Here is a 23,527-nt window from a genome sequence, read left to right on the forward strand (position 1 = left end):
AGCAGTATCGCCCGCCAGTCGGCGCTTGCCGGCTTCCATGAACTCTTTCGACCAAGTGTAATAAAGGCTCTGCGCGATGCCTTCCTTGCGGCACAGTTCGGCAATGCTGTCTTCGCCGCGCAGACCATCGAGAACGATCCGGATCTTGTCTTCAGCTGAAAAGTGCCGTCGGGTCGCCCGGCGAATGTCCTTCACCACCTGCTCGGCAGGCTTTTTGGTGCTCGGGGATTTAGCAGTCATCTTGGTTCCTTCGTCAGACGACGAGACCAAAACACTCCTTAAAGCTCAACCCTGAATCTGTGCCATGGGCGCTGACGGGGAACACACGATGACCACGACCAAGCGACCAGTCGGACGCCCTGCAACAATAGCTGACCCGCGTCAGACGATCATGGCGCACGCGGCTCGGATGTTTGCCACCCAAGGATATGAAAACACGTCACTCAGCCAGATCGCATCCGCGACCGGGATCTCCAAGGCCGCCCTCTATCACTACTTCCCGGCCAAACAGGAGATCTACGACGCGATTGTCGTCGAGATGCTGCAAAGCATGAAAGACCAAGTGTGGGCGCGGGTCGAGCAACAGTCCAGCTTCAAGGACCGGTTGAAAGCCTTCATGACTGCTCACGCAGACTTTTTCCAAGACAATTACCAGGAGTTCGTCACGCTCCTTCATGGCATCAGCGGCACCTCACGTGGCAGAAGTGCCGAGGAACTGGCAGCACGCGCCCGCTACGAGAATGCACTGCGCAGCCTTGTCCAAAGCGGAACCGAGGCCGGGGATATCCGTCAACAAGACACTGCTGTCGTGGCCCGCGCGATCCTTGCACCGCTTAATGCGATGCCTCGCTGGTTCAACCCGAAAGGCACCAGACGAGCCGCAGAATTTGCGGAAGAATTTTTCGATCTCCTGTTCGAAGGGTTGCGCCAACGCTAGGCGCATATCCCCGCGCAAGGCGAGACATTCGGGGTGCCTTGCCGATCCAGTGGATCTATACGGAAATCGTCCACGGGGATCACTGGCTTGCTGCGGGTGGAAAGTTCCACGAGGTTCGTGGTCCAAAACTCCTCGAAACGGACAGGACATTTCCCTGCTGACGTGTTCTTCCCGCCACCATTCCCCCGTCGAGATTTCTGCCCTCTCTCAGTGCTTTCCATTTTGGATATTGCGCATCATCAGCCGCGCATAAAGGCGTGGAGACAGCCGATTGATGATCCATGCCATACGCGCGATACGCCCGACCGGAATGGTGTCACGCTGCTGCATCAAGCCCCGCACAATGATCTCCGCTGCTTCCACCGGCGCCATATAGTCGATCCCGTCCGAGGCGGAGCCGGGTCGAGCAATGCCGTTATCTTGCCGATCTGGTCGACCGACATTTGTCGCGACAAAAGAGGGCATCGCAATTGCGACATGCACACCGAATTCACGCTCCTCTTCACGCAGCGTCCGCAAGAATCCTTCCAGCGCGTGTTTGCTGGCTGAATAGGCTGTGCGGCGGTGGAGCGGTGCGAAACCGGCAACCGAAGAAATCCCCAAATGCGTGCCTTTTGCCTGCCGCACCGGCGCGATCAACCGCGCCGCGACGTTGATGGCGCCAAAATAGTTGATGTCAAATACGCGGCGATGTGCATCAAGCGCTGTATCTGCAAACAGGCCAATATGGGTGATGCCAGCATTGTAGATGACCAGGTCGATCGACGGATGGTCGTTGATCACCCGGTCGCAGACCGTGGCGACAGCCTGCCGGTCAGTAACATCGCAGCCATAGGCCCGCACCTGTTCGGCTGCGACCGATTCAAGCTCAGGCCCCGGCAGATCGAGCACGGCAACAGCCCACCCCCTTGCCACCAGCGCGAGCGTCAATGCCCGCCCCAGACCACCCGCTCCGCCGGTAATCACAGCTGTCTTGATCAAAACCCGACGCTCCCCTTCCAGGCCACGAATGCCTCGACGCTGGATTTTTCCGGCGTATAGCCGAACACAGCTTTCAGCCTGCAATTGTCGAGTACCGGGCGGTATTGCAGGAACCGCACCTGTTCCGGCCCATAGCGCGACACGCCCAGCGGCTTGGCCAGCGCCAGCAGCGCCCTGAGTGCGCCGGCGGGGATCCGCAGCATCTTCTTGCCCAGACGGTCGGCAATCTCGCTGGAGCCGAGCGCACCATCGCCGGCAACGTTGTAGATACCCGCAGGCCCCTCCGTCGCGGCACGCAGCACAATGCGCGCCAGATCGTCGATCCAGATGAACACGAACGGGCTGTCGTAGCCTGCAAGCGCCAGGATGCGTGGCTTGCGAAACAAGGCGGTGATCTGGTTGTCGAGCTGCGGCCCCAGAACCGTGCCGACCCGCAAAACGACCTGCTCCAGCGAGGGGTGGGTTGCGCGCGCCTGCGCCAGCATCTCCTCGACCAGACGCTTGTGGTGCGCATAGGCAAACTCCGCGTTGCCGCGCACCGGGCAGTCCTCGGTCAGCGGCACCGGATTGTCGGCGTGGTAGCCATAGGCCGCGCCGCTGCTGGTGACGACGAGACGACGCACACCGCCGGCGATGCAGGCATCGAGCACATTTTGTGTGCCGACCACATCGACCTGATATTCGAACTCCCGCGTTGAACCCTTGGGTGGCGAGACGATGGATGCCAGATGGACGACCGCATCGGGCCGAAACTCACTGACCGCGCCCGCCACGTCGTCGCCACGCACGTCGATGGGACGATAGGCAGCATTGACGGGCAGAAACGCCGGCTCACGGATGTCACCGGCGATCACCTCGTGCTGCGTCTCTCCCAACAGGCGCAGGAGGCCCTGCCCGACAAGACCAGCGGCACCGGTAATCAAGATGCGACTCATGCTGGTGCCACCTGTCGGCGTGCCCACAAGCTTGCCAGCGTCAGTCCGGAGACGGCGTGCCAGATCCCCCAGAACGCCGCTGCAACCGTCATCCCGCCGAGCCCGCCGAAGAAGGCGAAGATGAGGATCAGACCGAGGCCGGAATTCTGGATGCCGGTTTCGATGGTGATTGCACGGCGATCTGCTGCACGAAGCCCGGCCAGCGTCGCCAGCACGAAGCCAATCGACAGCGCCATCGCATTGTGCAGCACGACCAGCGCAGCCACATGGCCGACATAGCCAAGAAAGAAGTTCCAGTTGGCGGCGAGTGCGGCGACGATGAAGGCGATAAAGATGACCATCGAGACAATCTGCAGCGGCTTGCGCAGACGAGCCGCGATATCCGGCCTGCGGGCGTTGAGCAGCATGCCCAGAATCATCGGCAGCACCAGCAGCAGCAGCACCGTGTAGAGCACTGACATCGGGTCGATCTCGGTGGCGCGAAGAATCTCGCGCGTCGGCGCGTACATGCTGCCCCAGAAAGCAATGTTGAGCGGCGTTGCAATCGGGCAGATCGCAGTCGAGAACGCCGTCATCGACACCGACAGCGCCAGATTGCCCTTGGCGCGATGGGTGAGGAAATTGGATATGTTTCCGCCCGGACACGCCGCGACCAAAATTAAGCCCAGCGCGATGCTGGGGCGTGGCTCGAGCAGCAGCACCAGCACAAAGGTCAGCGCCGGCAAGGCGATGAACTGCGACACAACACCGACGAAGAACGCCTTCGGATTGCGCGTCACCTCCTTGAAATCGTGCGCTTTCAAATCCAATGCAATGGAAAACATCACGACGCAGAGGATGACATTGAGCAGCGTCATCGAGGCCGGGCTGAAGTTCAGGACGATATCGTCGAGATCGGTCATGTGCCGCTTCCCTTCAGCGCGCTGATACGAGCATTGACTGCGTTTCGAAACGTTCGCTTTTCGACGTAATAGGCCATACGCGGCAGGTCGAGATAATCGACGCCGCCTGTCAGCCGGTCAAAACCGGCAGCCTTTTCGGCACGAATCTTCGCCGCCGCCGGGCTGTTGTCACGCAGACCGCCGAGATAGCGCGCCACCAGTTCCGCCTGCTCATGGCGGCCCTGCCACCCAAGGCCAGAGGCCTCGACCATACCCAGCACAAAGACGTCGTCGCGAGATGGGTGCATGGCGTTAAGGAACAGGTGCGGGGCACTGCCACGCCAGTTGAGCAGATCCTGGTCGATGAACGGGTAGTGCACCTTGTAGCCAGTAGCGGCGAGCACGAGATCGTAGTCTTCCGACGTGCCATCACGGAAATGCACGGTGTTCCCGTCGAAGCGTGCAACGTCGGCGCGCACCCTGATGTCGCCATGGCCGGCATGAAACAGCACCAGCGAATTGACGATCGGATGAGATTCGTAGAGCGCGTGATCCGGCTCGGGAAAGCCGTAGCGCCGGGGATCGCCGGTAAACCACTTGAGAATGGTCCCGTCGATCCGGCGCTTCAGCCACATCGGCAGACGGATCGCGCCACCAACCGTGTCGGCCGGCTTGCCGAAAATGTATTTGGGCACGAAGTGATAACCGCGACGCACCGAAATATCGCAGCTTTTGCCGTGATGCACCGCGTCGACGGCGATGTCGCACCCGGAATTGCCGGCGCCGATAATCAGCACCCGCTTGTCGCGCAATTGGCTGGCGGAACGATAGGCGCTGGAATGGATCAGCTCACCGGCAAATTCGCCCTCGAACTTCGGCATGTTGGGTTCAGACAGCGTGCCATTCGCGATGATCACTCCGGCGACGATTTCCTCGTGGCTGTCGCCCTGCCCGTCGCGCCAGACCAGCTTCCAGCCGTCGCCCGACTCGCCCAAAGTCGTGACGCTGAGCACCTGGGCGTTGAAGTGAAAATGCCGCCGCAGGTCAAAGCGGTCGGCGAAGGCGCGAAAATAGCGCTTCAACTCGGTGTGCGAGGGATAGTCGGCGACATCCGCAGCCATCGGAAAATCGGTGAACTCAGTCATCGTCTTTGACGAGATGAGATGCGCCGACTCGTACATAGTCGAACGCGGCGCATCGATATCCCACAGCCCGCCGACATCGCCGTGCAGCTCGAAACCCTTGAAGGGGATGTTCTGCTCGATGAGCGTCTTGGCCGCGGCCAGCCCTGTCGGCCCGGCCCCGACAAGAGCAAATGGCAACGCGCTCACGCGGCGCGCTCCTGATTGGTCATTATTTCCCCTCCCGATCATTCTCCCGATGATCCCGCCCGATATTGCGAGTTTGACACGCGCCTGTCGAGCAATTGTTGAAACGGTTTCAGTTTGAAACACCGCACAAAACAAAAGCCGGGCGCGATGGCCCGGCTTTCTCATGACTAGGTTGCGTTTGGCTTAGCCGATGACCGCCTCGATGATGCGGTCCTGCACCTGTGCCGACAGATAAGGGTGCATTGGCAGGCTGATGACGCGTCCCGACAGATCTTCGCTGACCGGCAGACCTGCTGGATCGCAGGGATAGTCCTTGTACGCCAGCTGCTGATGCAGCGGGATCGGGTAATAAATCGCAGTCGGAATCTTGGCTTCGGCCGCGCGCGCCTGAACAGCGTCCCGCTCTGCGCTCGACTTCGTGATGATGGTGTATTGCGCCCAGATGCTGGTCAGGCCTTCCGGGACCAAAGGAACGGTGAAATGCGCGCCAAGGCCCTGATTGTAGCGTTGGGCAATCTTGTTTCGCTCTTCCAGCTCGTCCCGATAGATCGTCATCTTCTGCAGCAGAACCGCAGCCTGCAGCGTGTCCAGACGGCTGTTCAGACCGACCCGCTCATTGATGTATTTGTGCGTTCCCTGGCCATGCACACGCAGCGAGTCGATGACCCGCGCCAGTTCGTCGTCGTCGGTGAAGATCGCGCCGCCGTCGCCATAGCAGCCGAGCGGCTTGGCCGGGAAGAACGAGGTGGTTGACACGTCGCAAAGCGAACCCGTGACACGGCCCTTGTAGACGCCGCCCCAGCCTTGGGCGCTGTCGCCGATGACTTTCAGACCATTCTCGCGCGCAATCGGCAGAAGTGCGTCATAGTCGGCAGGCAGACCGAACAGGTCGACCGGAATGACGCATGCGGGATTGAGCCCCAGCTCGCGTGCATGCGCGATGGCGCGCTTCAAGCTCTCCGGGTCCATGTTGAATGTGTCGGAAAAAACATCGACAAACACCGGCGTTGCGCCAACCAGTGGCGCGACTTCGGCGGTGGCAGCAAACGTAAAGGCCGGCACGAAAACCGCGTCACCAGCCTTCACACCAAATGCCATCAGGGCCAGTTGGATGGCATCGGTGCCATTGGCGCAGGACAGGCAATGCTTCACACCGCAAAACTCTGCCAATTGCTTTTCGAGCTCGATGACCTCCGGCCCGCCAATATATTTTCCTTCATCAAGTATCTTGGCGAACGACTGGTCCAACGCTGAACGGATGCGGGCTTGTTGCGCGGCGAGATCAATAAAGGGAAGCTGCATGGGTCTGCTTTCGCGATGGACGGGAATGAAACGCGGAGCGCGTCGTGGAACTGTCGTATCGTCCCTACCGCAACACCGGCGAGGCATCAACGCCAGCAGCGCTCCACGAAGCCGCCGCAGCGTTCAATTATGACGACTCTTTGTTGCGGGATATCACTGATGCGCATGAAATCCGGGCGCTTGGATGAGACTTCAGGGTGTAAATATGTGGGCATCGAAAGTGTTGCCGCAGCACAGGAAAGATTGTGCCCTTGCCCTTCCGGCAACCCGACCTCTATTCTGCCTTTCTGGGTGTAAGGCAGCCACTTCTTGAGGAGGAAAGTCGTCATGAAACACCATTTGCTCAAAGCGTTCATGCTCTCTACCGCCGTCTTTGCCGTTGCGGGCGCCACTGTTCTGCCAGCTCAGGCGGAAGCAGTTTATAATCGGGGCAACGATACCGACCCGACAACCCTCGATCACCACAAGACCTCAACGGTTGCCGAAGCCAATCTGATGCGCGACCTCTATGAGGGGCTCGTGGTGCAGAACAACAAGGCCGAGGTCGTGCCGGGTGTCGCGGAAAGCTGGGATATTTCTGACGACGGGCTCGTCTACACGTTCAAGCTACGTGACAATGCCAAGTGGTCGAACGGCGACCCTGTAAAGGCCAGCGACTTTGTGTTCGCCTATCAGCGCATCCAGAACCCGGCTACTGCGGCGCCTTACGCCAACATGCTGTACCCAATCCTGAACGCGGAAGAGATCAACAAGGGCACGAAGCAGGCTGAAGAACTCGGTGCAAAAGCGATCGACGACCATACGCTCGAAATCACTCTCAACGCGCCGACACCATACTTCCTTGAGCTTTTGACGCACCAGACCGGTCATCCGCTTCATCAGGTGTCGGTCGAGAAAAATGGTGATCAGTTCACGCGCCCGGGCAACATGGTGACGAATGGCGCCTATATGCTCGAGAGCTTCACGCCCAACGACAAGATCACGATGCGCAAAAACCCGCACTTCCATGCAGCAGATGACGTGAAGATCGATGTGGTGAATTTTATCCCGTTCGAGGATCGCGCCACGTGCCTGCGACGTTTCGAGGCAAAGGAAGTTTTGTCCTGCTCGGATCTCGACAACCAGCAGATGGACTACATGAAGCAGAACCTGGGCGACCAGGTTCATGTCGTGCCGTATCTCGGCGTCTACTATCTGCCGGTGAAGGTGAAGAAAGAAAAGCTGTCGGACCCACGCGTGCGCCAGGCGATTTCCATGGCAATCGACCGCGATTTCCTGGCAACCGAAATCTGGCGTGGTTCGATGCTGCCAGCCTTCTCGTTCGTTCCGCCGGGGATCGGCAATTATGGCGAGAATGCCGTGCTGCCCTATGCTGAGGACGATATTCTCGACCGCGAGGACGCCGCCAAGGCGCTGCTGGCCGAAGCTGGTGTCGCGGAGGGCGCGCTCAGCGTCGAATTGCGCTACAACACGTCGGAAAACAACAAGAACACCATGACCGCAATTGGCGACATGCTGAAGAATGTCGGCATCAGCTCGACCATCGTCGAAATGGAAGGCACCGGCTACTTCGACTATATGAAGCAGGATGGCGACTTCGACATAACCCGCGCCGGGTGGATCGGCGATTATTCCGACCCGCAAAACTTTCTGTTCCTGTTTGAAAGCCAGAATCTCGGCTTCAACTATCCACGCTGGGCCAACGCCGACTATGACGCGCTGATGCAGAAGGCTGCGAAGACGATCGACCTGACTGAGCGTGCCGGTATCCTGAAAGAGGCGGAAACCCTTCTTCTGAAAGAACTGCCGATTATTCCGATTCTCTATTACTCGTCGGGATCTCTTGTGTCCGAAAAGCTGAAAGGCTGGGAAGACAATGTGATGAACGTTCACGGCACGAGGTGGATGTCGATCGAGCAATAAGCTTCTTCTCAGTTCGCCCATGCGCCATAAGGCGCGTGGGCCACTTTTGGAGCTGGCCATGCTCGTTTATGTACTCCGGCGCCTTGCCAGCGCGATACCGACGCTGTTCATCATCGTCACTCTGGCATTTTTCATGATCCGACTGGCACCCGGCGGGCCCTTCGATCTCGAGCGCCCGCTCGATCCGCTGATCATGAAAAATCTCGAGCGTGCCTACAATTTCGACAAGCCGCTGTGGCAGCAATTCGCCATTTACCTCGGCAATCTGGCGCAGGGCGATCTGGGGCCCTCGTTCACGCGGCGCGATTTCACCGTCAACGACCTTTTCCGCACCGGTCTGCCCGTCTCGATCCAGATCGGCGGGCTCGCATTGTTGATCGCGTTGATCGTCGGCGTCTGCTTGGGAACGCTGGCTGCGCTGCGGCAGAATACGTGGATCGACTACATGGTGGTCGGCACCGCCACCTTCGGCATCACCATTCCCACCTTCGTCATCGCTCCCATCCTGTCGCTGGTCTTTGGCGTCATGATGGGGTGGTTGCCTGCGGGCGGGTGGGGAACATGGCAGCACATGGTCCTGCCTGTTGCGACACTGGCGCTGCCACAGATCGCCATCATCGCCAGACTGACACGCGGCGCAATGATCGAAGCCTTGCGTTCCAACCATGTGCGAACCGCGCGCGCCTATGGCCTTCCGACACGCGTCGTCGTCGGGGTGCACGCTCTTCGAGCTGCCATCCTGCCGGTTGTGTCTTATCTCGGGCCCACGGCGGCCGCGCTTCTGACGGGCTCGGTCGTCGTGGAAACCATCTTCGGCATCCCCGGCATCGGGCGCTATTTCGTGCAGGGTGCGCTGGGCCGCGACTACACACTGGTGATGGGAACGGTCGTGGTGATCGCGTGCTTCGTGATTCTTTTCAATCTGATAGTCGACATTGTTTATGCGTGGCTTGATCCACGGGTGCGCTATGACTGACCAGATTGCGGCAACAAAGGATTACAAGGCAGTCGCGGGGCGCTCTCTCGGGCAGGACGCGTGGATAAGGCTCAAGCGGAACCGTGCCGCAGTTGCCAGCGCGATCGTGTTGTTGTTGATCGCCATGGCAGGCATCGTTGGGCCGTGGATACACACGCACCCATATGACCGCATCTATCCGCAATATGTGCGCGCGCCAGCCAGCCTGGAGGCCTACCCAAAAGAAGAAGCGATCATCCCCGCTTTTGAGAGTGTCCTGGCGCGCGCGCGCGTCAGTATCGGCGAAATCGACGTCTCCGGCTCCACGGTGCGTGCGCCGGTGTCCAGTACAAGCGCACTGGATCCCCGGATCGTCCGCTATGTCGATCGCTCTGATCTCTTCTCGAATGCCCGTCTCGTTGATGAAGGTGGCAGCGCCCTTCCTGAAGGCGCGACCAGTGGCTTCATGGAAGCCGACGTTCAACGGCTTCACTTCCTGTTTGGAACCGACGCCAATGGACGCGACGTGCTGGCCCGAACCCTGATCGGCGTTCGAATTTCGCTGGCCATCGGTGTTCTGGCGTCAGTGATGGCTCTCTTGCTCGGTGTCACCTATGGCGCTGTGGCCGGCTATATGGGTGGACGCATCGACAATGTGATGATGCGGATCATCGACATCCTCTATTCGCTGCCGTTTATCTTCTTCGTCATTCTGTTGGTGGTGTTTTTCGGACGAAGTTTCGTGCTGATCTTCATTGCCATCGGCTGCACCGAATGGCTGGACATGGCGCGCATCGTGCGGGGCCAGACACTGACGATCAAGCGACAGGAATATGTCCAGGCAGCCGAAGCCCTCGGCGTGTCGGATGCAGGCATCGTGCGACGCCACATCATCCCGAACGCACTGGGGCCGGTCGTAGTGTTCGTCACTCTTCTGGTTCCGAAAGCGATCCTGCTCGAAAGCCTCCTGTCGTTTCTCGGACTGGGCGTTCAGGAGCCTCTCACAAGCCTTGGCCTGCTCATCGCCGAGGGGGCATCGAACATGCGCGGGGCAGCGTGGCTGCTCCTCTATCCAGCCGTCACGCTGACAGCGATTCTGTTCGCGCTCAACTTCCTTGGCGATGGCCTGCGCGACGCGCTTGACCCGAAGGATCGCTGACATGGTCGACAATCCAATCCTCAAGGTTCGCGGTCTGAACGTCGAGTTCGAAACCAATGACGGCATCGTTCACGCCGTGAAAGACGTCGATCTCGACGTCATGCCCGGCGAGACAATTGCAATCGTCGGTGAATCCGGGTCCGGCAAAAGCCAGACCACGATGGCGCTGATGGGACTGCTGGCGGCCAATGGCAGTGCACGCGGTTCTGCCAGCTATCGCGGTCAGGAACTCATCGGGATGTCCGAGAGTCAGCTCAACAAGATTCGCGGTCGCAAGATCACCATGATCTTTCAGGAGCCGATGACCTCGCTTGACCCGCTCTATCGTGTCGGACGCCAGATCGCCGAACCCTTGAGGTTCCACGGTGGCTTATCCACCAAGGCTGCACACCAGCGGGCAATTGAACTTCTGGAGCTTGTCGGCATCCCGGACCCAGGCCGACGGATCGATGCCTATCCTCACGAGCTTTCCGGGGGGCAGCGCCAGCGGGTGATGATCGCGATGGCACTTGCCAACAATCCTGATGTGCTGATCGCAGATGAGCCGACTACCGCACTTGATGTCACCATTCAGGCGCAAATCCTTTCCCTGCTTGCCGAGCTTCAGAAAAAGATTGGCATGGCGATTGTGTTCATCACGCACGATCTCGGTATCGTAAAACGGTTCGCTGATCGTGTTTATGTCATGCGGGCTGGCGAAGTGGTGGAGGCAGGCGAAACCAGTGCCTTGTTTGCCGCGCCTGAGCACTCTTACACGCAGATGCTACTGGCAGCAGAGCCGACGGGAACCAAACCTCCCGCTGCTCCAAACGCACCCATTCTTCTTGAGGGCAGCGACGTCGAGGTCGTGTTCGGCACGGGTGGAGGCTGGTTCTCCCGGGCCGGCAGCAGTGAGATTCGGGCTGTCGACGGGGTGTCGGTTGGCCTACGCGAAGGCCAGACGATCGGCGTGGTTGGCGAATCAGGCTCGGGCAAGTCGACGCTCGGGCGCGCGCTCCTGCGACTGCTGCCCTCAAACGGCACGGTCACTTTCGAAGGCCAGGACATCAGCCTCGCCGACAAGCGAATGATGCGCCCCCTGCGCAAGGAGCTGCAACTGGTCTTTCAGGACCCGTTCGGTTCATTATCGCCCCGCATGACGGTCGGACAGATCGTCACCGAAGGGCTGAAAGTCCACGAGCCCCATTTGCCCGCCCACGAACGCGACCGGCGCGCGATTGAAGCGCTGGAAGAAGTTGGCCTCGACCCGGTGATGCGCAATCGCTATCCGCACGAATTCTCTGGTGGCCAGCGTCAACGTATTGCGATAGCGCGCGCCATGATCCTCAAACCCAAGGTGGTTGTTCTGGACGAGCCGACTTCGGCGCTTGATAGGTCCGTGCAAAAGCAAATTGTCGACCTGCTGCGGGACCTTCAACTGGCTCACGGGCTGTCCTATCTTTTCATCAGCCACGATCTCGCGGTCGTCCGCGCAATGGCCGACCACATTATTGTCATGAAACAGGGCCAGATCGTCGAGCAAGGCCCGACTGACATGATTTTCGACAATCCCCAACAGCCCTACACAAAAGCGCTGATGGCCGCCGCGATTGACGGAACCCCATTCCGGCAGACATCGGGACCGGCGTAAACTGAACAGCAAGCCCTTGCTGGTAAACAGGACCAGCTGAACCTTGATCGAACCGGAATTACCATGAGTCACCGAAGCTGCCTGTCTGTCGTTCTCGCCGCTGGCGAGGGCACCCGCATGAAGAGCGCCCTGCCCAAAGTGCTGCATCCGCTCGCCGGCCTGCCGCTGGTCGCGCACGCTGTGAAAGCAGCGCGGATGACGGACGGTGTCGACGTGGCTCTGGTTGTTGGCCGTGGTGCAGAAGAGGTCCGCGCGGCAGTTCTGCCCTACGCGCCGGATGCCGAAACTTTCCTCCAGAAAGAGCGTCTTGGCACTGCCCATGCTGTCCTCTCGGCAAGGGAGAAGATCGCGCGCGGCTATGATGACATCCTGGTCCTGTTCGGCGACACGCCACTGGTCCAGCCCGATGCGCTTGCGGCTCTGCGCGCTGCGATTGCCGGCGGTGCCGTTGTCGCGGTGATGGGTTTTCGCGCACCTGATCCGACCGGCTACGGTCGCCTGCTCGAACAGGACGGAAAGCTCGTCGCCATCCGCGAGCACAAGGACGCCACTGACGAGGAGCGCGCAATCGACTTCTGCAATGGCGGCATCATGGCGATTGCGGGCAACGAGGCGCTGGCTCTTCTGGACGCAGTCGGAAATGCCAACTCCAAGGGCGAGTATTATCTGACGGACATCGTCGAAATCGCCGCCGCGCGCGGCCTCACAGTCGTTGCGACCGAAGCGGCCTATGAAAGCGTCCTCGGCATCAACACGCGCGCCGAGCTGGCCGAAGCCGAGGCAATCTGGCAGCAGCGACGTCGTCATGCACTGATGCTGTCTGGTGTTTCGATGGTCGCGCCCGAAACGGTATTCCTGTCGCACGACACAGAGATCGAAGCGGAAGTTCATCTGGAACCGAACATCGTGTTCGGGCCCGGTGTCACCGTCGGATCTGGCGCTCGCATCCGCGCCTTCTCGCATCTGGAAGGCGCAAGCATCGGACCAGCCGCAGAGATTGGACCTTATGCGCGCTTGCGTCCCGGTGCCCAGATTGGCGACAGCGCCAAGGTCGGCAACTTCTGCGAGGTCAAGAACGCCGTTGTGGACACAGGCGCGAAGATCAACCACCTGACCTATATCGGCGACGCCCATATCGGTGCAAAAGCCAATATCGGCGCAGGCACGATCACCTGCAACTATGACGGGTTCCTGAAGCATCATACAGAGATCGGCGCTGGAGCATTCATCGGCTCCAATTCGTCACTGGTTGCGCCCGTGACGATTGCCGCTGGCGGCTATATTGCGTCCGGCAGTGTCATTACAAACGATGTTCCCGCAGATGCGCTCGCCTTCGGTCGTGCTCGCCAGCACAACAAGGAAGGGCTTGGCCGCAGGCTGCGCGACATCCTAGCGGCGCGCAAGGCGGCAAATAAATCGACGTCTTAGGTCGGCCGCCCGGCTAACCTTAACGTCCAACAATCATCATCAGCTCAATTCGTGCGGTGACACCGACACGATCTGCAACCATAAGTGATTTGGGCGAATGTAAAGTGGACAATAACACTTCGCTTCGTCTGAACGGGTTTGGGAAGGGTAATATAAATGTGCGGAATAGTCGGTATTGTCGGGCGCTCGCCCGTTGCACCGCTTATTGTTGATGCGCTGAAACGTCTCGAATACCGCGGATACGATTCTGCTGGCGTCGCGACCATTTCGGAAGGCCAACTGGGGCGGCGCCGCGCGGAAGGCAAGCTGGTCAATCTCGAGCGCAAGATCATCGACGATCCGCTGGCTGGCAACATCGGGATCGGTCACACGCGCTGGGCAACCCACGGCGTGCCCAATGAGACCAACGCGCATCCCCATTTTTCCGAAAATGTCGCCATTGTGCACAACGGCATCATCGAGAATTTCGCCGAACTGCGCGCCACGCTGATTGCCGACGGCTACGTTTTTTCCTCGCAGACCGACACCGAAGTGGTCGCGCATCTGATCTCGCGCGAGCTTGCCAGCGGCCTGGCGCCGGTCGAGGCTGCCCATTCCGCTCTCCTCAAGCTTCAGGGTGCGTTCGCACTCGCCATCATGTTCCGGGGCGACGAGGATATGATCGTCGCCGCACGCAACGGCCCTCCCCTTGCCGTCGGTTATGGCGATGGCGAGATGTATCTGGGCTCGGATGCGATTGCGCTTGCCCCCTTCACCAACGCGATCACCTATCTGGAAGATGGCGACTGGGCGATCGTGCGTCATGGCGGCGTCGAGATCTTCGATCTTGAAGGCAATCGCGTCGAACGCCGTCGTCAACAGTCCATTGGCACCAGCTATATGGTCGACAAGGGCAATTATCGCCATTTTATGGAAAAAGAGATCTATGAGCAGCCGGAGGTGATTTCTCACTCGCTGGCGCACTATCTCGACTTCGCAAATGGCACCGCCCGCAAGCTCGACGCCCCGTTTGATTTTGCCAAGATCGACCGTCTGGCGATTGCCGCCTGCGGCACCGCCTACCTCGCCGGCATGATCGGCAAGTACTGGTTCGAACGGCTGGCCCGCCTGCCCGTCGACATCGACGTCGCGTCGGAATTCCGCTACCGCGAGATGCCGCTTTCGTCGAATGACGGCGCGCTGTTCATCTCCCAGTCCGGCGAAACCGCCGATACGCTTGCTTCCTTGCGCTATTGCCGCCAGCAGGGACTAAAGATCGGCGCCGTTGTGAACGTGCGCGAATCCACGATTGCGCGCGAGTCCGATGGAACATTCCCAACCCTTGCCGGGCCGGAAATCGGCGTAGCATCAACCAAGGCCTTTACCTGCCAGCTGGCCGTCCTTGCGTCTCTTGCCGTGCGTGCGGCAGCCGAACGCGGCCATATCGACGCCGAGCGCGAGCGCGAACTGGTGCGGGAACTGTCCGAGACGCCAAAGCTTGCCAACCATGCGCTGAAACTCGCTCCGCAGATCGAGAAGCTGGCGCGTGAACTGGCCCACGTAAAGCACGTGCTTTATCTGGGACGCGACACCAGCTATCCGCTGGCGCTGGAAGGTGCGCTGAAGCTCAAGGAAATCTCCTATATTCACGCTGAAGGCTATGCTGCGGGTGAACTGAAGCATGGGCCGATCGCACTGATCGACGAGAACATGCCGGTCGTCGTCATTGCACCCTACGACCACATCTTCGAGAAGACCGTCTCGAACATGCAGGAAGTGGCGGCTCGCGGCGGCAAGATCATCCTGATCACCGACGCGAAGGGCGCTGCACATTCGACTGTCGCGACGCTCGACACGATCATCGTTCCCGATGCACCGGACATTGCTGCGCCAATCATCTACGCGCTCCCGCTGCAGATGCTGGCCTATTATACTGCCGTGTTCATGGGCACCGACGTCGATCAGCCGCGCAACCTGGCAAAGTCCGTCACGGTCGAATAGACCAACTCCAGCACAAACGAAGCTCGGCAGGTTTTCCGCCTGCCGCTCGCTTCCGCGCTCAAAATACCGACAAAAGAAAAGCCGGGCTAAAACCCGGCTCTTCAATACACATCTGGGAAGACTGACGACTGTCTTAGTTCACAGCGTCTTTCAGGCCCTTGCCGGCCGAGAACTTCGGCACGTTGCGGGCTGGAATCTGTACTTCAGCACCGGTCTGCGGGTTGCGGCCCGTTGAAGCTTCACGCTTCGAAACCGTGAAATTGCCAAAACCGATCAGGCGAACATCGCCACCTTTCTTCAGCTCTTCGGTGATCACCGAGAAAACTGAATCGACGGCCGACTGAGCGTCACCCTTGGACAGCTTCGCTGCCTCCGCCACGGCGGATACGAGTTCGTTCTTGTTCATTGAAGAAATCCTTCCCTGTGAAAGACCGGCATGAGACTCAACCGGCTGAAGGCGGATTTTATGGAATCACGCGCAAAGCACCAAGGGCAAATGTCTTAAAACGCCCGGTTTTCCCGGTTTTCTGCGGGCTTGAGAGCAAAAAGGCCGGGGTTTTACCCGGCCTTTCGCTATTTTTCGACTGACCGCCCGATTAATGGGCCAAAGTCAGAGATCCTGCCTCATCCGCCTTCTTGGCGGCGGGTTCGGCCGGCTCGACCCATTCGATCGCCTCAGGCATGCGAACCAGCGCATGTTGGAGCACTTCGCCGACGCGCGAGACTGGGATGATCTCCAGACCGCTCTTCACGTTCTCTGGAATATCGACCAGATCCTTGGCGTTCTCCTCCGGGATCAGCACCTTGGTGATGCCGCCCCGCAGGGCTGCAAGGAGCTTTTCCTTGAGGCCACCGATTGGCAGCACGCGGCCACGCAGGGTGATCTCGCCGGTCATGGCCACATCCTTGCGGACCGGAATGCCCGTCAGGACCGAAACGATCGCTGTCGCCATCGCCGTACCGGCAGACGGACCATCCTTCGGCGTCGCGCCTTCCGGCACGTGCACGTGGATGTCGCGCTTGTCGAACAGTGGCGGCTCGATGCCGAAATCGATTGCGCGCGAGCGGACATAGGACGCCGCTGCCGAAATCGATTCCTTCATCACGTCGCGCAGATTGCCCGTGACCGTCATCTTGCCCTTGCCGGGCATCATGACACCTTCGATCGTCAGCAGTTCGCCGCCGACCTCGGTCCACGCCAGTCCGGTGACGACACCAACCTGATCCTCGCCGTCGATCTGGCCATAGCGATAACGCGACACGCCCAGATAGTCCGACAGATTTGCAGGAGTGATGTGAACCTCCTTGACGCCAGTCCGCAAAATCTCAGTCACCGCCTTGCGAGCAAGCTTCATCAACTCGCGCTCAAGACTGCGAACACCCGCTTCGCGCGTGTAAAGCTGAATCACGCCACGCAGTGCCTCGTCCGAAACGGAGAACTCCTTCGGCTGAAGGGCGTGATCTCGAACCGCCTTCGGAAGCAGGTGCTTCTTGGCAATCTCGACCTTCTCGTCTTCCGTGTAACCGGCAATACGGATGATCTCCATGCGATCCATAAGCGGACCCGGGATATTCAGCGTATTGGCGGTCGTCACGAACATCACGCTCGACAGGTCGTATTCGACCTCCAGATAGTGATCCATGAAGGTTGAGTTCTGCTCAGGATCCAGCACCTCAAGCAAAGCGGACGACGGATCGCCACGATAGTCCTGACCGAGCTTGTCGATCTCATCGAGAAGGAACAGCGGGTTAGACTTCTTGGCTTTCTTCATCGACTGGATGACCTTGCCGGGCATCGAGCCGATATAGGTACGACGGTGTCCGCGAATTTCAGCCTCGTCACGAACGCCGCCAAGCGCCATGCGGACATACTCACGGCCGGTTGCCTTGGCGATCGACTTGGCAAGCGAGGTCTTGCCCACGCCGGGAGGTCCGACGAGGCACAGAATTGGACCCTTCAGCTTCTTCTGCCGGCTCTGAACCGCCAGATATTCAACGATCCGCTCCTTGACCTTGTCGAGACCGAAGTGATCCGCATCAAGCACTTCTTCCGAAAATGCCAGATCCTTCTTGACCTTGGATGGCTTCTGCCACGGTATCGACAACAGCCAGTCGAGATAGTTGCGGATGACGGTCGCTTCCGCGGACATGGGCGACATCGTGCGCAGCTTCTTCAGCTCCGCATCGGCCTTTTCCCGTGCTTCCTTGGACAGCTTCGTCTTCTTGATGCGCTCTTCGATCTCGGAAGCCTCGTCGCGGCCGTCTTCGCCTTCGCCGAGTTCCTTCTGGATCGCCTTCATCTGCTCGTTGAGGTAGTACTCGCGCTGGGTCTTCTCCATCTGGCGCTTGACGCGCGAGCGGATACGCTTTTCAACCTGCAACACCGAGATTTCGGCTTCCATGAAGCCCATGGCCTTCTCGAGACGCTCCTTGACGGAAAGCGTGCCGAGCATCTCCTGCTTCTCGCCGATCTTGATGGCGAGGTGCGAGGCGACGGTATCGGCCAGCTTCGAGTAATCCTCGATCTGGCTGGCTGCGCCAACGACTTCAGGCGAAATCTTCTTGTTGAGTTTGACGTAGTTCTCGAAGTCCGCGACGACCGAACGCGCGAGAGCCTCGACCTCGACTTCCTCTTCTTCAGGCTCGACGAGCGTTTCCGCTTCGGCCTCGTGGAAATCTTCACGCGTTGTGAACGTGGTAATGCGCGCACGCGAAGTGCCCTCGACCAACACCTTCACTGTGCCGTCCGGCAGCTTCAGCAACTGCAGCACGTTTGCGAGCGTGCCAACCTCGTAGATGGCATCGGCCGCAGGATCGTCGTCGGCAGCATTTTTCTGGGTCGCAAGCAAAATCTGCTTGTCGGAACCCATCACGTCTTCCAGAGCCTTGATTGATTTTTCACGGCCCACGAAGAGCGGCACGATCATGTGCGGGAACACGACAATGTCTCGCAGCGGGAGAACTGCGTACACGCCTGCACCGGAAGAACCGGGGGACTTGGTCATTTTCCAACCTTTCATTTCGCGACCGCCAAATAGCCAGCCACGAATCTCATATTAGCGACCGCCTTGCGATCCGCCTACCGTGAACAACTTTGTTCAGGGCTGCAGCACGGATTTGGAGCGGCCCGTTGATGCTTAGTTGGCGCTGCTGGACACAAAGATCAAGAGGCTTCACGCCACCGGCAGCTTATCCATATGTTTAGTGCAAATGCCTGATGCCACAAACGCAAACGGCGCCCAAAGGCGCCGCCGCGATCATCATGTGGAAAATTTCACGCGCTGGCTGCGCTGCCCTTTTCCTTCTCGACATAGATGTAAAGCGGACGGGCACTGCCGGAGACCACTTCGTCGGAGATCACGACTTCCTGAACGCCTTCGAGAGCCGGCAATTCGAACATCGTGTCGAGCAGGATCGACTCCATGATCGAGCGCAGGCCACGCGCGCCGGTCTTACGTTCGATCGCGCGCTTGGCGATCGCAGACAAAGCGCTTTCATGGAACGTCAGCTCGACATTCTCCATCTCGAACAGGCGCTGGTACTGCTTGACCAGGGCATTTTTCGGCTCGGTCAGAATCTGGATCAGCGCTGGCTCATCCAGGTCTTCCAGCGTTGCCAGAACCGGCAGACGACCAACGAATTCCGGGATCAGACCGAACTTCAGCAGATCTTCCGGCTCCACCTGACGGAACAGGTCGCCGGTGCGACGATCCTCAGGCGAGGCCACTGCTGCATTGAAGCCGATCGAGGTCTTGCGCCCACGGTCGGAAATGATCCGGTCCAGGCCAGCAAACGCGCCGCCGCAGATGAACAGGATGTTCGCCGTATCCACCTGCAAGAATTCCTGCTGCGGATGCTTGCGGCCACCCTGTGGCGGAACCGAAGCCACGGTGCCTTCCATGATCTTCAGCAGCGCCTGCTGAACGCCCTCGCCCGACACGTCGCGGGTGATCGAAGGATTGTCCGACTTGCGCGAAATCTTGTCGATTTCGTCGATATAGACGATGCCGCGCTGCGCACGCTCGACGTTGTAGTCGGCCGACTGCAACAGCTTCAGGATGATGTTCTCGACATCTTCACCGACATAGCCGGCCTCTGTCAGCGTCGTCGCATCCGCCATGGTGAACGGCACGTCGATGATACGGGCGAGCGTCTGCGCGAGCAGCGTCTTGCCGCAACCGGTCGGGCCGATCAGCAGGATGTTGGACTTCGCCAACTCGACGTCCTGATTTTTCGAGGCGTGCGCGAGACGCTTGTAGTGGTTGTGAACCGCCACCGACAGGACACGCTTGGCGAAGGGCTGACCAACGACATAGTCGTCCAGCACGCCGAGAATTTCCTGAGGCGTTGGCACGCCTTCGCGTGACTTCACCATCGAGGATTTGTTTTCCTCGCGGATGATGTCCATGCACAGTTCGACGCATTCATCACAGATGAACACGGTCGGGCCGGCGATCAGTTTGCGCACCTCATGCTGGCTCTTGCCGCAGAAGGAGCAATACAGCGTATTTTTGGAGTCGCCGCCGCCACCGTTGCTGACCTTGCTCATGCTCTAAAACCCTTTCGGCCCTGTCTTGACCGTGCTTTTCCACACGGTCGTCAGACACTAATTTATGGCAGGACCGTGCCTCTGCCAATGCCAATGCCTCGCTGGCGCCGCTTCGGACAAGAAAACACCCCGAAAACAGCTCCTGCGCTTCGCGAAACCCTTCCGAGCAGCTAAGCCTCTGATGCTCAACAGAGGCTTAACGTAGGGCGTCGTCGAAGCCGAGGGAACAGGAAATTGTGACCGAAATAACGCATTACGCGCAAATCTCCTGTCACTGCTTTCTCCGCACCCTCGCCCAGCCTTACTTGGCTTCCGTGCTCTCCGACTCTTCGCGCGACGAGATCACCTGATCGATCAGGCCGAATTCGAGCGCCTGATGGGTCGTCATGAAGCGATCGCGCTCAAGGGCGGTGTGAATTGCTTCGTAGTCCTGCCCGGTGTGCTTGACGTAAATCTCGTTGAGGCGACGCTTGAGCGCCTCGGTCCACTGGGCGTGGATGAGGATGTCAGTTGCCTGCCCCTGATATCCGCCCGATGGCTGGTGCACCATGATGGAGGCGTTCGGCGTCGCAAAGCGCATGCCTTTTTCACCGGCGCACAGGAGCAGCGAGCCTGCCGACATCGCCTGGCCAACGCACAGGGTCGAAACCGGCGGCTTGATGAACTGCATGGTATCGTACATCGCAAGGCCCGACGTCACCACGCCGCCCGGCGAGTTGATGTACATGTGGATTTCTTTCTTGGGGTTTTCCGCCTCAAGGAACAGCAATTGCGCGCAGACCAGCGACGCCATGCCGTCTTCGATCGGCCCCGTGATGAAAATGATGCGCTCCTTCAGCAAACGCGAAAAGATGTCGTAAGCGCGTTCGCCACGGTTGGTCTGTTCGACCACCATCGGGACGAGGTTCATGTAGTGTTCGATGGGGTCTCTCATGAAAGGTCCCTTTCAGATGGGTTTTGCGCGCGACGCTGGCAGAATCGCAGGTGTCATTTTGCTGTTAAATAGGATGCCGCATTCGCGTTGCGCAAGTGTCAAGCCCGTTCAGAGTAAATGCATCCAGCAATACAACGCTTCCGCAACGTCATATTCAGTCGGATCGAGCAGACGGTCGAAACACCGCTCCCCACTCATAATATCCGTTCAGAAAGCGCCGCATCGATGGCTGGCAAAACGCGCATCAGCCGGTCTAGAATGAGGTATGAAAAAGCCTCACTACCTCCATTTTGACAGCCATGAGCTGAAAATCCGCCTCGATCCGCATGAGCCTGAATTTGTGCAGAACCCCTATGAGGCCTACACATTCTTTCATGCGCATTGCCCCATCTTCTTCTGGGAGGATTACGGGTTCTGGTGCCTGGCATCCTACAACGACGTCAATCGCACGTTTCGCGACCGGCGTTTTGGCCGCCAGCGCCCCGGCGGATACATGGCAAGCGTTCAGGCCCGTGGCGAGCGCAGCCATCTGGAACATTTCGACCGGGCTGAAACCGGCTCGATGCTGGAACTGGAGCCGCCGGAGCACACGAGACTGCGCACGCTCGTCAATCGAGCCTTCGTGGCTCGACAGGTCGAAAAGCTACGCCCGCGCGCTGAGGCCCTCGCCCACCGTCTGATTGATGGCTTTGAAGCAAAGGGCAGCGTCGACCTGATCGAGGCGTTCGCAACGCCGATACCTGCGACAATCATTGCGGAAATGATGGGGGTTCCGGCGGAAACCGGCCCTCAATTGGTCGCGTGGTCGAATGATATGGTGCGCATGTATATGCACCAGCCAACCCGGCAGGACGAGGAGCAGGCCAACGCCTCCGCCAAGGCGTTTTCCGACTTCATCCGGTTCCATGCCGATGAACGACGCAGCAACCCCGGTGACGACCTTCTGAGTGTACTGATCTCAGCCCGCGAGAACGGCGAAAAGCTGACCGAGGATGAATTGGTTTCGTCCGCAATTCTGTTGCTGAATGCCGGGCACGAGGCGACGGTGCACCAGACCGGCAATGCGGTACGGACTATCCTGCAGCAAGGTGGCGACCCCAGACGTTTCTTCGAAACGCCGGAGCAGGCAGCAGCCTCGGTTGAGGAATGCCTTCGCTTCGACGCCCCGCTGCACATGTTCACGCGGCACGTCTACGAAGAGGTGGAAATCGCGCCGGGGATGACCTTCCGGCCGGGTCAGCAGATCGGGCTGCTTCTCGGTGCCGCGAACACCGATCCATCCGAATTTGTGAACCCGCTTGCTTTCCAGCCCGGCCGCGCAGATCAGAAAAACGTTACCTTCGGTGCCGGCATCCACTTCTGTATTGGTGCACCTCTTGCAAGGCTGGAAATGCAGGCCGCGCTCGCCGTCCTCTTTCAGCGCTTGCCCGACCTGCGCTTGGCGAAGACCCCCCACTATCGTGACATCTTCCACTTTCATGGACTCGATGAATTAGTCGTGGAATGGGGCTAACCTTTTCGTGACGCAAACGAAGTGGGGCGCCAACCGGCGCCCCACTCGTTCTCAATCACTTACTTGAGAAACTGATTGCTGTACCAGGTTGAAAAGTCCGGCTTCTCGCTCAGAGGCGCGCCATCGCTGCCGACAAGCGCACCGGCGTCATAGAGAAAATCCCCCAGTTCCAGCATCGCTGCATCCTTGAACAGCCCGACAGTGCCGTCTTCGCGAGCAATGTAGTGACCGCGCACCATCAACTGCATCGATGCGTTCACCAGTTCCTTCTGTTCGGCCAGCTCCGGTGCCGCATCGATTAATATCTGTGCTGCCTTTTCGGGGTTTTCTACCGCATATTCGTAGCCTTTCAGGGTCGCCTCCAAAAACGCTTTTGCGGATTGAGGCCGTTCCTCCAGGAACTGTGTCGAAGCTGCAAGCATGATCGTATGCTGATCCGGCACACCATAATCGGCGTAACGGAAGCTTTTGATCTCATGCCCTGCGAGTTCGTTTTCAACGCCCTGCCATGTGACGACTTCGAGCGTGAAGTCGATTTCTCCAGCGCGAAGTGCCTCGTAGACGGAACTGTTCAGCGTCACCGAGTTGTAGGTAGGCTCGCCACCGTCGGTCGCAATGATCGTGTCGAGAATGGCTTTTTCCCATGTCGTGCCGAAGCCGCCATAGTTGCGTCCTGACAGATCCCTGGGGCGAGTAACGTCGCCCGCGTAAGCCACCCGGCCTGTCTCGGTCTGGACGACCGCAAAGACACCGACATGATCAAGGCCCTTTGCTTTCGCGGTGTAGAAATCCAGCACCCCGAATGCCGCGACATCTCCATGCGACTGCCCAAATGCGAATGGTGCGATCTGAACATCCAGACCTGCGTCGGCATAAAGACCAAGGCTTTCTGCCACATACATGCCGACAAAGTTTGTGTTTGGCGTCCAGTCCAGTGTGACCGATACCACCTCCTCGGCCCGTACGGTCGTGGTGGCAACTGCAAGCATGGCAGCCGTTGCGGCTGCGTAACGTCGAAAGTTCATCTGTGCATCCTGTAAATCAGCGCATGGTGAGGCTGATCAGGGCGCATCGTGAAACGGATGCGAT

The 23,527-nt window shown here is 59.1% G+C and carries 20 protein-coding genes; 9 read left to right on the plus strand and 11 right to left on the minus strand.

Features of this window, described 5'->3' with window-relative positions; all coding sequences use genetic code 11:
- On the minus strand, positions 1–240 hold a 240-nt coding region (locus BMZ42_RS15465), incomplete at its 3' end, for a transposase (protein ID WP_139207958.1).
- A gap of 88 nt (positions 241–328) precedes the next feature.
- Between BMZ42_RS15465 and BMZ42_RS15470 the strand changes: the two genes are divergently transcribed.
- On the plus strand, positions 329–937 hold the full coding sequence (locus tag BMZ42_RS15470; RefSeq protein WP_175556747.1) for a TetR/AcrR family transcriptional regulator: 609 nt from the start codon (positions 329–331) through the stop codon (positions 935–937).
- Positions 938–1,144: 207 nt separating this feature from the next.
- Here the strand turns inward: BMZ42_RS15470 and BMZ42_RS15475 are convergent, their stop codons facing one another.
- The 5 genes from BMZ42_RS15475 to BMZ42_RS15495 form a co-directional block, all read right to left on the minus strand.
- Entirely contained in the window at positions 1,145–1,918 is a 774-nt protein-coding gene (locus tag BMZ42_RS15475; protein WP_210185233.1) for an SDR family NAD(P)-dependent oxidoreductase, read from the minus strand.
- Positions 1,915–2,853 carry an SDR family oxidoreductase gene (locus tag BMZ42_RS15480; RefSeq protein WP_091524262.1) on the minus strand — a complete coding sequence of 313 codons (939 nt, stop codon included), beginning with the start codon at positions 2,851–2,853 and terminating at the stop codon, positions 1,915–1,917. Before BMZ42_RS15480 ends, BMZ42_RS15475 begins: the two co-directional genes overlap by 4 nt.
- Entirely contained in the window at positions 2,850–3,755 is a 906-nt protein-coding gene (locus BMZ42_RS15485; RefSeq protein ID WP_091524265.1) for a bile acid:sodium symporter family protein, read from the minus strand. Before BMZ42_RS15485 ends, BMZ42_RS15480 begins: the two co-directional genes overlap by 4 nt.
- The gene (locus tag BMZ42_RS15490) at positions 3,752–5,065 is read right to left on the minus strand and encodes a flavin-containing monooxygenase (RefSeq protein WP_210185234.1); all 1,314 of its coding nucleotides are present in this window, start codon (positions 5,063–5,065) and stop codon (positions 3,752–3,754) included. The genes BMZ42_RS15485 and BMZ42_RS15490 overlap by 4 nt, the downstream gene beginning before the upstream one ends.
- Positions 5,066–5,248: 183 nt before the next feature.
- On the minus strand, positions 5,249–6,367 hold the full coding sequence (locus BMZ42_RS15495; RefSeq protein ID WP_091524270.1) for a DegT/DnrJ/EryC1/StrS family aminotransferase: 1,119 nt from the start codon (positions 6,365–6,367) through the stop codon (positions 5,249–5,251).
- Positions 6,368–6,411: 44 nt separating this feature from the next.
- Between BMZ42_RS15495 and BMZ42_RS18080 the strand changes: the two genes are divergently transcribed.
- From BMZ42_RS18080 to glmS, 7 genes are all read left to right on the plus strand, one after another.
- A complete protein-coding gene (locus BMZ42_RS18080; RefSeq protein ID WP_175556748.1) occupies positions 6,412–6,555 on the plus strand; it encodes a hypothetical protein in 144 nt (47 codons plus the stop codon).
- 139 nt (positions 6,556–6,694) lie between these two features.
- Positions 6,695–8,290 (plus strand): peptide ABC transporter substrate-binding protein, encoded by a 1,596-nt coding sequence (locus BMZ42_RS15500; RefSeq protein WP_091524272.1) that lies wholly within the window; start codon positions 6,695–6,697, stop codon positions 8,288–8,290.
- Positions 8,291–8,348: 58 nt separating this feature from the next.
- Positions 8,349–9,266: an oligopeptide ABC transporter permease OppB gene (gene oppB, locus BMZ42_RS15505; RefSeq protein WP_091524339.1), complete on the plus strand. Its 918-nt coding sequence runs from the start codon at positions 8,349–8,351 to the stop codon at positions 9,264–9,266.
- Positions 9,232–10,404 carry an ABC transporter permease gene (locus BMZ42_RS15510; protein WP_420492479.1) on the plus strand — a complete coding sequence of 391 codons (1,173 nt, stop codon included), beginning with the start codon at positions 9,232–9,234 and terminating at the stop codon, positions 10,402–10,404. Before oppB ends, BMZ42_RS15510 begins: the two co-directional genes overlap by 35 nt.
- Before the next feature lies 1 nt (position 10,405).
- Complete coding sequence (locus BMZ42_RS15515; RefSeq protein WP_091524277.1) at positions 10,406–12,034, plus strand: ABC transporter ATP-binding protein; 1,629 nt, start codon at positions 10,406–10,408, stop codon at positions 12,032–12,034.
- A gap of 63 nt (positions 12,035–12,097) precedes the next feature.
- Complete coding sequence (gene glmU / locus BMZ42_RS15520; protein ID WP_091524279.1) at positions 12,098–13,462, plus strand: bifunctional UDP-N-acetylglucosamine diphosphorylase/glucosamine-1-phosphate N-acetyltransferase GlmU; 1,365 nt, start codon at positions 12,098–12,100, stop codon at positions 13,460–13,462.
- A gap of 156 nt (positions 13,463–13,618) precedes the next feature.
- A complete protein-coding gene (glmS, locus tag BMZ42_RS15525) occupies positions 13,619–15,442 on the plus strand; it encodes a glutamine--fructose-6-phosphate transaminase (isomerizing) (RefSeq protein WP_091524282.1) in 1,824 nt (607 codons plus the stop codon).
- Positions 15,443–15,575: 133 nt separating this feature from the next.
- Here the strand turns inward: glmS and BMZ42_RS15530 are convergent, their stop codons facing one another.
- From BMZ42_RS15530 to BMZ42_RS15545, 4 genes are all read right to left on the minus strand, one after another.
- The gene (locus BMZ42_RS15530) at positions 15,576–15,848 is read right to left on the minus strand and encodes an HU family DNA-binding protein (RefSeq protein WP_091524285.1); all 273 of its coding nucleotides are present in this window, start codon (positions 15,846–15,848) and stop codon (positions 15,576–15,578) included.
- A gap of 190 nt (positions 15,849–16,038) precedes the next feature.
- The gene (gene lon / locus BMZ42_RS15535; protein ID WP_091524287.1) at positions 16,039–18,447 is read right to left on the minus strand and encodes an endopeptidase La; all 2,409 of its coding nucleotides are present in this window, start codon (positions 18,445–18,447) and stop codon (positions 16,039–16,041) included.
- Positions 18,448–18,716: 269 nt separating this feature from the next.
- Entirely contained in the window at positions 18,717–19,991 is a 1,275-nt protein-coding gene (clpX, locus tag BMZ42_RS15540; RefSeq protein WP_091524291.1) for an ATP-dependent Clp protease ATP-binding subunit ClpX, read from the minus strand.
- Positions 19,992–20,292: 301 nt separating this feature from the next.
- Positions 20,293–20,925 (minus strand): ATP-dependent Clp protease proteolytic subunit, encoded by a 633-nt coding sequence (locus BMZ42_RS15545; RefSeq protein WP_091524293.1) that lies wholly within the window; start codon positions 20,923–20,925, stop codon positions 20,293–20,295.
- A 265-nt stretch (positions 20,926–21,190) separates the two neighbouring features.
- On the opposite strand from BMZ42_RS15545, the gene BMZ42_RS15550 reads away from it, so the two are divergent.
- Entirely contained in the window at positions 21,191–22,438 is a 1,248-nt protein-coding gene (locus BMZ42_RS15550; protein ID WP_091524296.1) for a cytochrome P450, read from the plus strand.
- Between the two features lie 59 nt (positions 22,439–22,497).
- Here BMZ42_RS15550 and BMZ42_RS15555 read toward each other — a convergent pair whose 3' ends face one another.
- Complete coding sequence (locus BMZ42_RS15555; protein WP_091524299.1) at positions 22,498–23,463, minus strand: ABC transporter substrate-binding protein; 966 nt, start codon at positions 23,461–23,463, stop codon at positions 22,498–22,500.
- Positions 23,464–23,527 lie beyond the last annotated feature (64 nt).

The organism is Aquamicrobium aerolatum DSM 21857 (assembly GCF_900113935.1).
GTDB classification, from domain to species: domain Bacteria; phylum Pseudomonadota; class Alphaproteobacteria; order Rhizobiales; family Rhizobiaceae; genus Aerobium; species Aerobium aerolatum.

What these genes read in the sequence shown, in the direction of transcription:
- BMZ42_RS15470 (WP_175556747.1), top strand. Translation starts at nt 329, where the DNA reads ATGACCACGACCAAGCGACCAGTCGGACGCCCTGCAACAATAGCTGAC.
- BMZ42_RS15480 (WP_091524262.1), bottom strand. Translation starts at nt 2,853, where the DNA reads ATGAGTCGCATCTTGATTACCGGTGCCGCTGGTCTTGTCGGGCAGGGC.
- BMZ42_RS15485 (WP_091524265.1), bottom strand. Translation starts at nt 3,755, where the DNA reads ATGACCGATCTCGACGATATCGTCCTGAACTTCAGCCCGGCCTCGATG.
- BMZ42_RS15495 (WP_091524270.1), bottom strand. Translation starts at nt 6,367, where the DNA reads ATGCAGCTTCCCTTTATTGATCTCGCCGCGCAACAAGCCCGCATCCGT.
- BMZ42_RS15500 (WP_091524272.1), top strand. Translation starts at nt 6,695, where the DNA reads ATGAAACACCATTTGCTCAAAGCGTTCATGCTCTCTACCGCCGTCTTT.
- oppB (WP_091524339.1), top strand. Translation starts at nt 8,349, where the DNA reads ATGCTCGTTTATGTACTCCGGCGCCTTGCCAGCGCGATACCGACGCTG.
- BMZ42_RS15510 (WP_420492479.1), top strand. Translation starts at nt 9,232, where the DNA reads ATGCGTGGCTTGATCCACGGGTGCGCTATGACTGACCAGATTGCGGCA.
- BMZ42_RS15515 (WP_091524277.1), top strand. Translation starts at nt 10,406, where the DNA reads ATGGTCGACAATCCAATCCTCAAGGTTCGCGGTCTGAACGTCGAGTTC.
- glmU (WP_091524279.1), top strand. Translation starts at nt 12,098, where the DNA reads ATGAGTCACCGAAGCTGCCTGTCTGTCGTTCTCGCCGCTGGCGAGGGC.
- glmS (WP_091524282.1), top strand. Translation starts at nt 13,619, where the DNA reads ATGTGCGGAATAGTCGGTATTGTCGGGCGCTCGCCCGTTGCACCGCTT.
- BMZ42_RS15530 (WP_091524285.1), bottom strand. Translation starts at nt 15,848, where the DNA reads ATGAACAAGAACGAACTCGTATCCGCCGTGGCGGAGGCAGCGAAGCTG.
- lon (WP_091524287.1), bottom strand. Translation starts at nt 18,447, where the DNA reads ATGACCAAGTCCCCCGGTTCTTCCGGTGCAGGCGTGTACGCAGTTCTC.
- clpX (WP_091524291.1), bottom strand. Translation starts at nt 19,991, where the DNA reads ATGAGCAAGGTCAGCAACGGTGGCGGCGGCGACTCCAAAAATACGCTG.
- BMZ42_RS15545 (WP_091524293.1), bottom strand. Translation starts at nt 20,925, where the DNA reads ATGAGAGACCCCATCGAACACTACATGAACCTCGTCCCGATGGTGGTC.
- BMZ42_RS15550 (WP_091524296.1), top strand. Translation starts at nt 21,191, where the DNA reads ATGAAAAAGCCTCACTACCTCCATTTTGACAGCCATGAGCTGAAAATC.
- BMZ42_RS15555 (WP_091524299.1), bottom strand. Translation starts at nt 23,463, where the DNA reads ATGAACTTTCGACGTTACGCAGCCGCAACGGCTGCCATGCTTGCAGTT.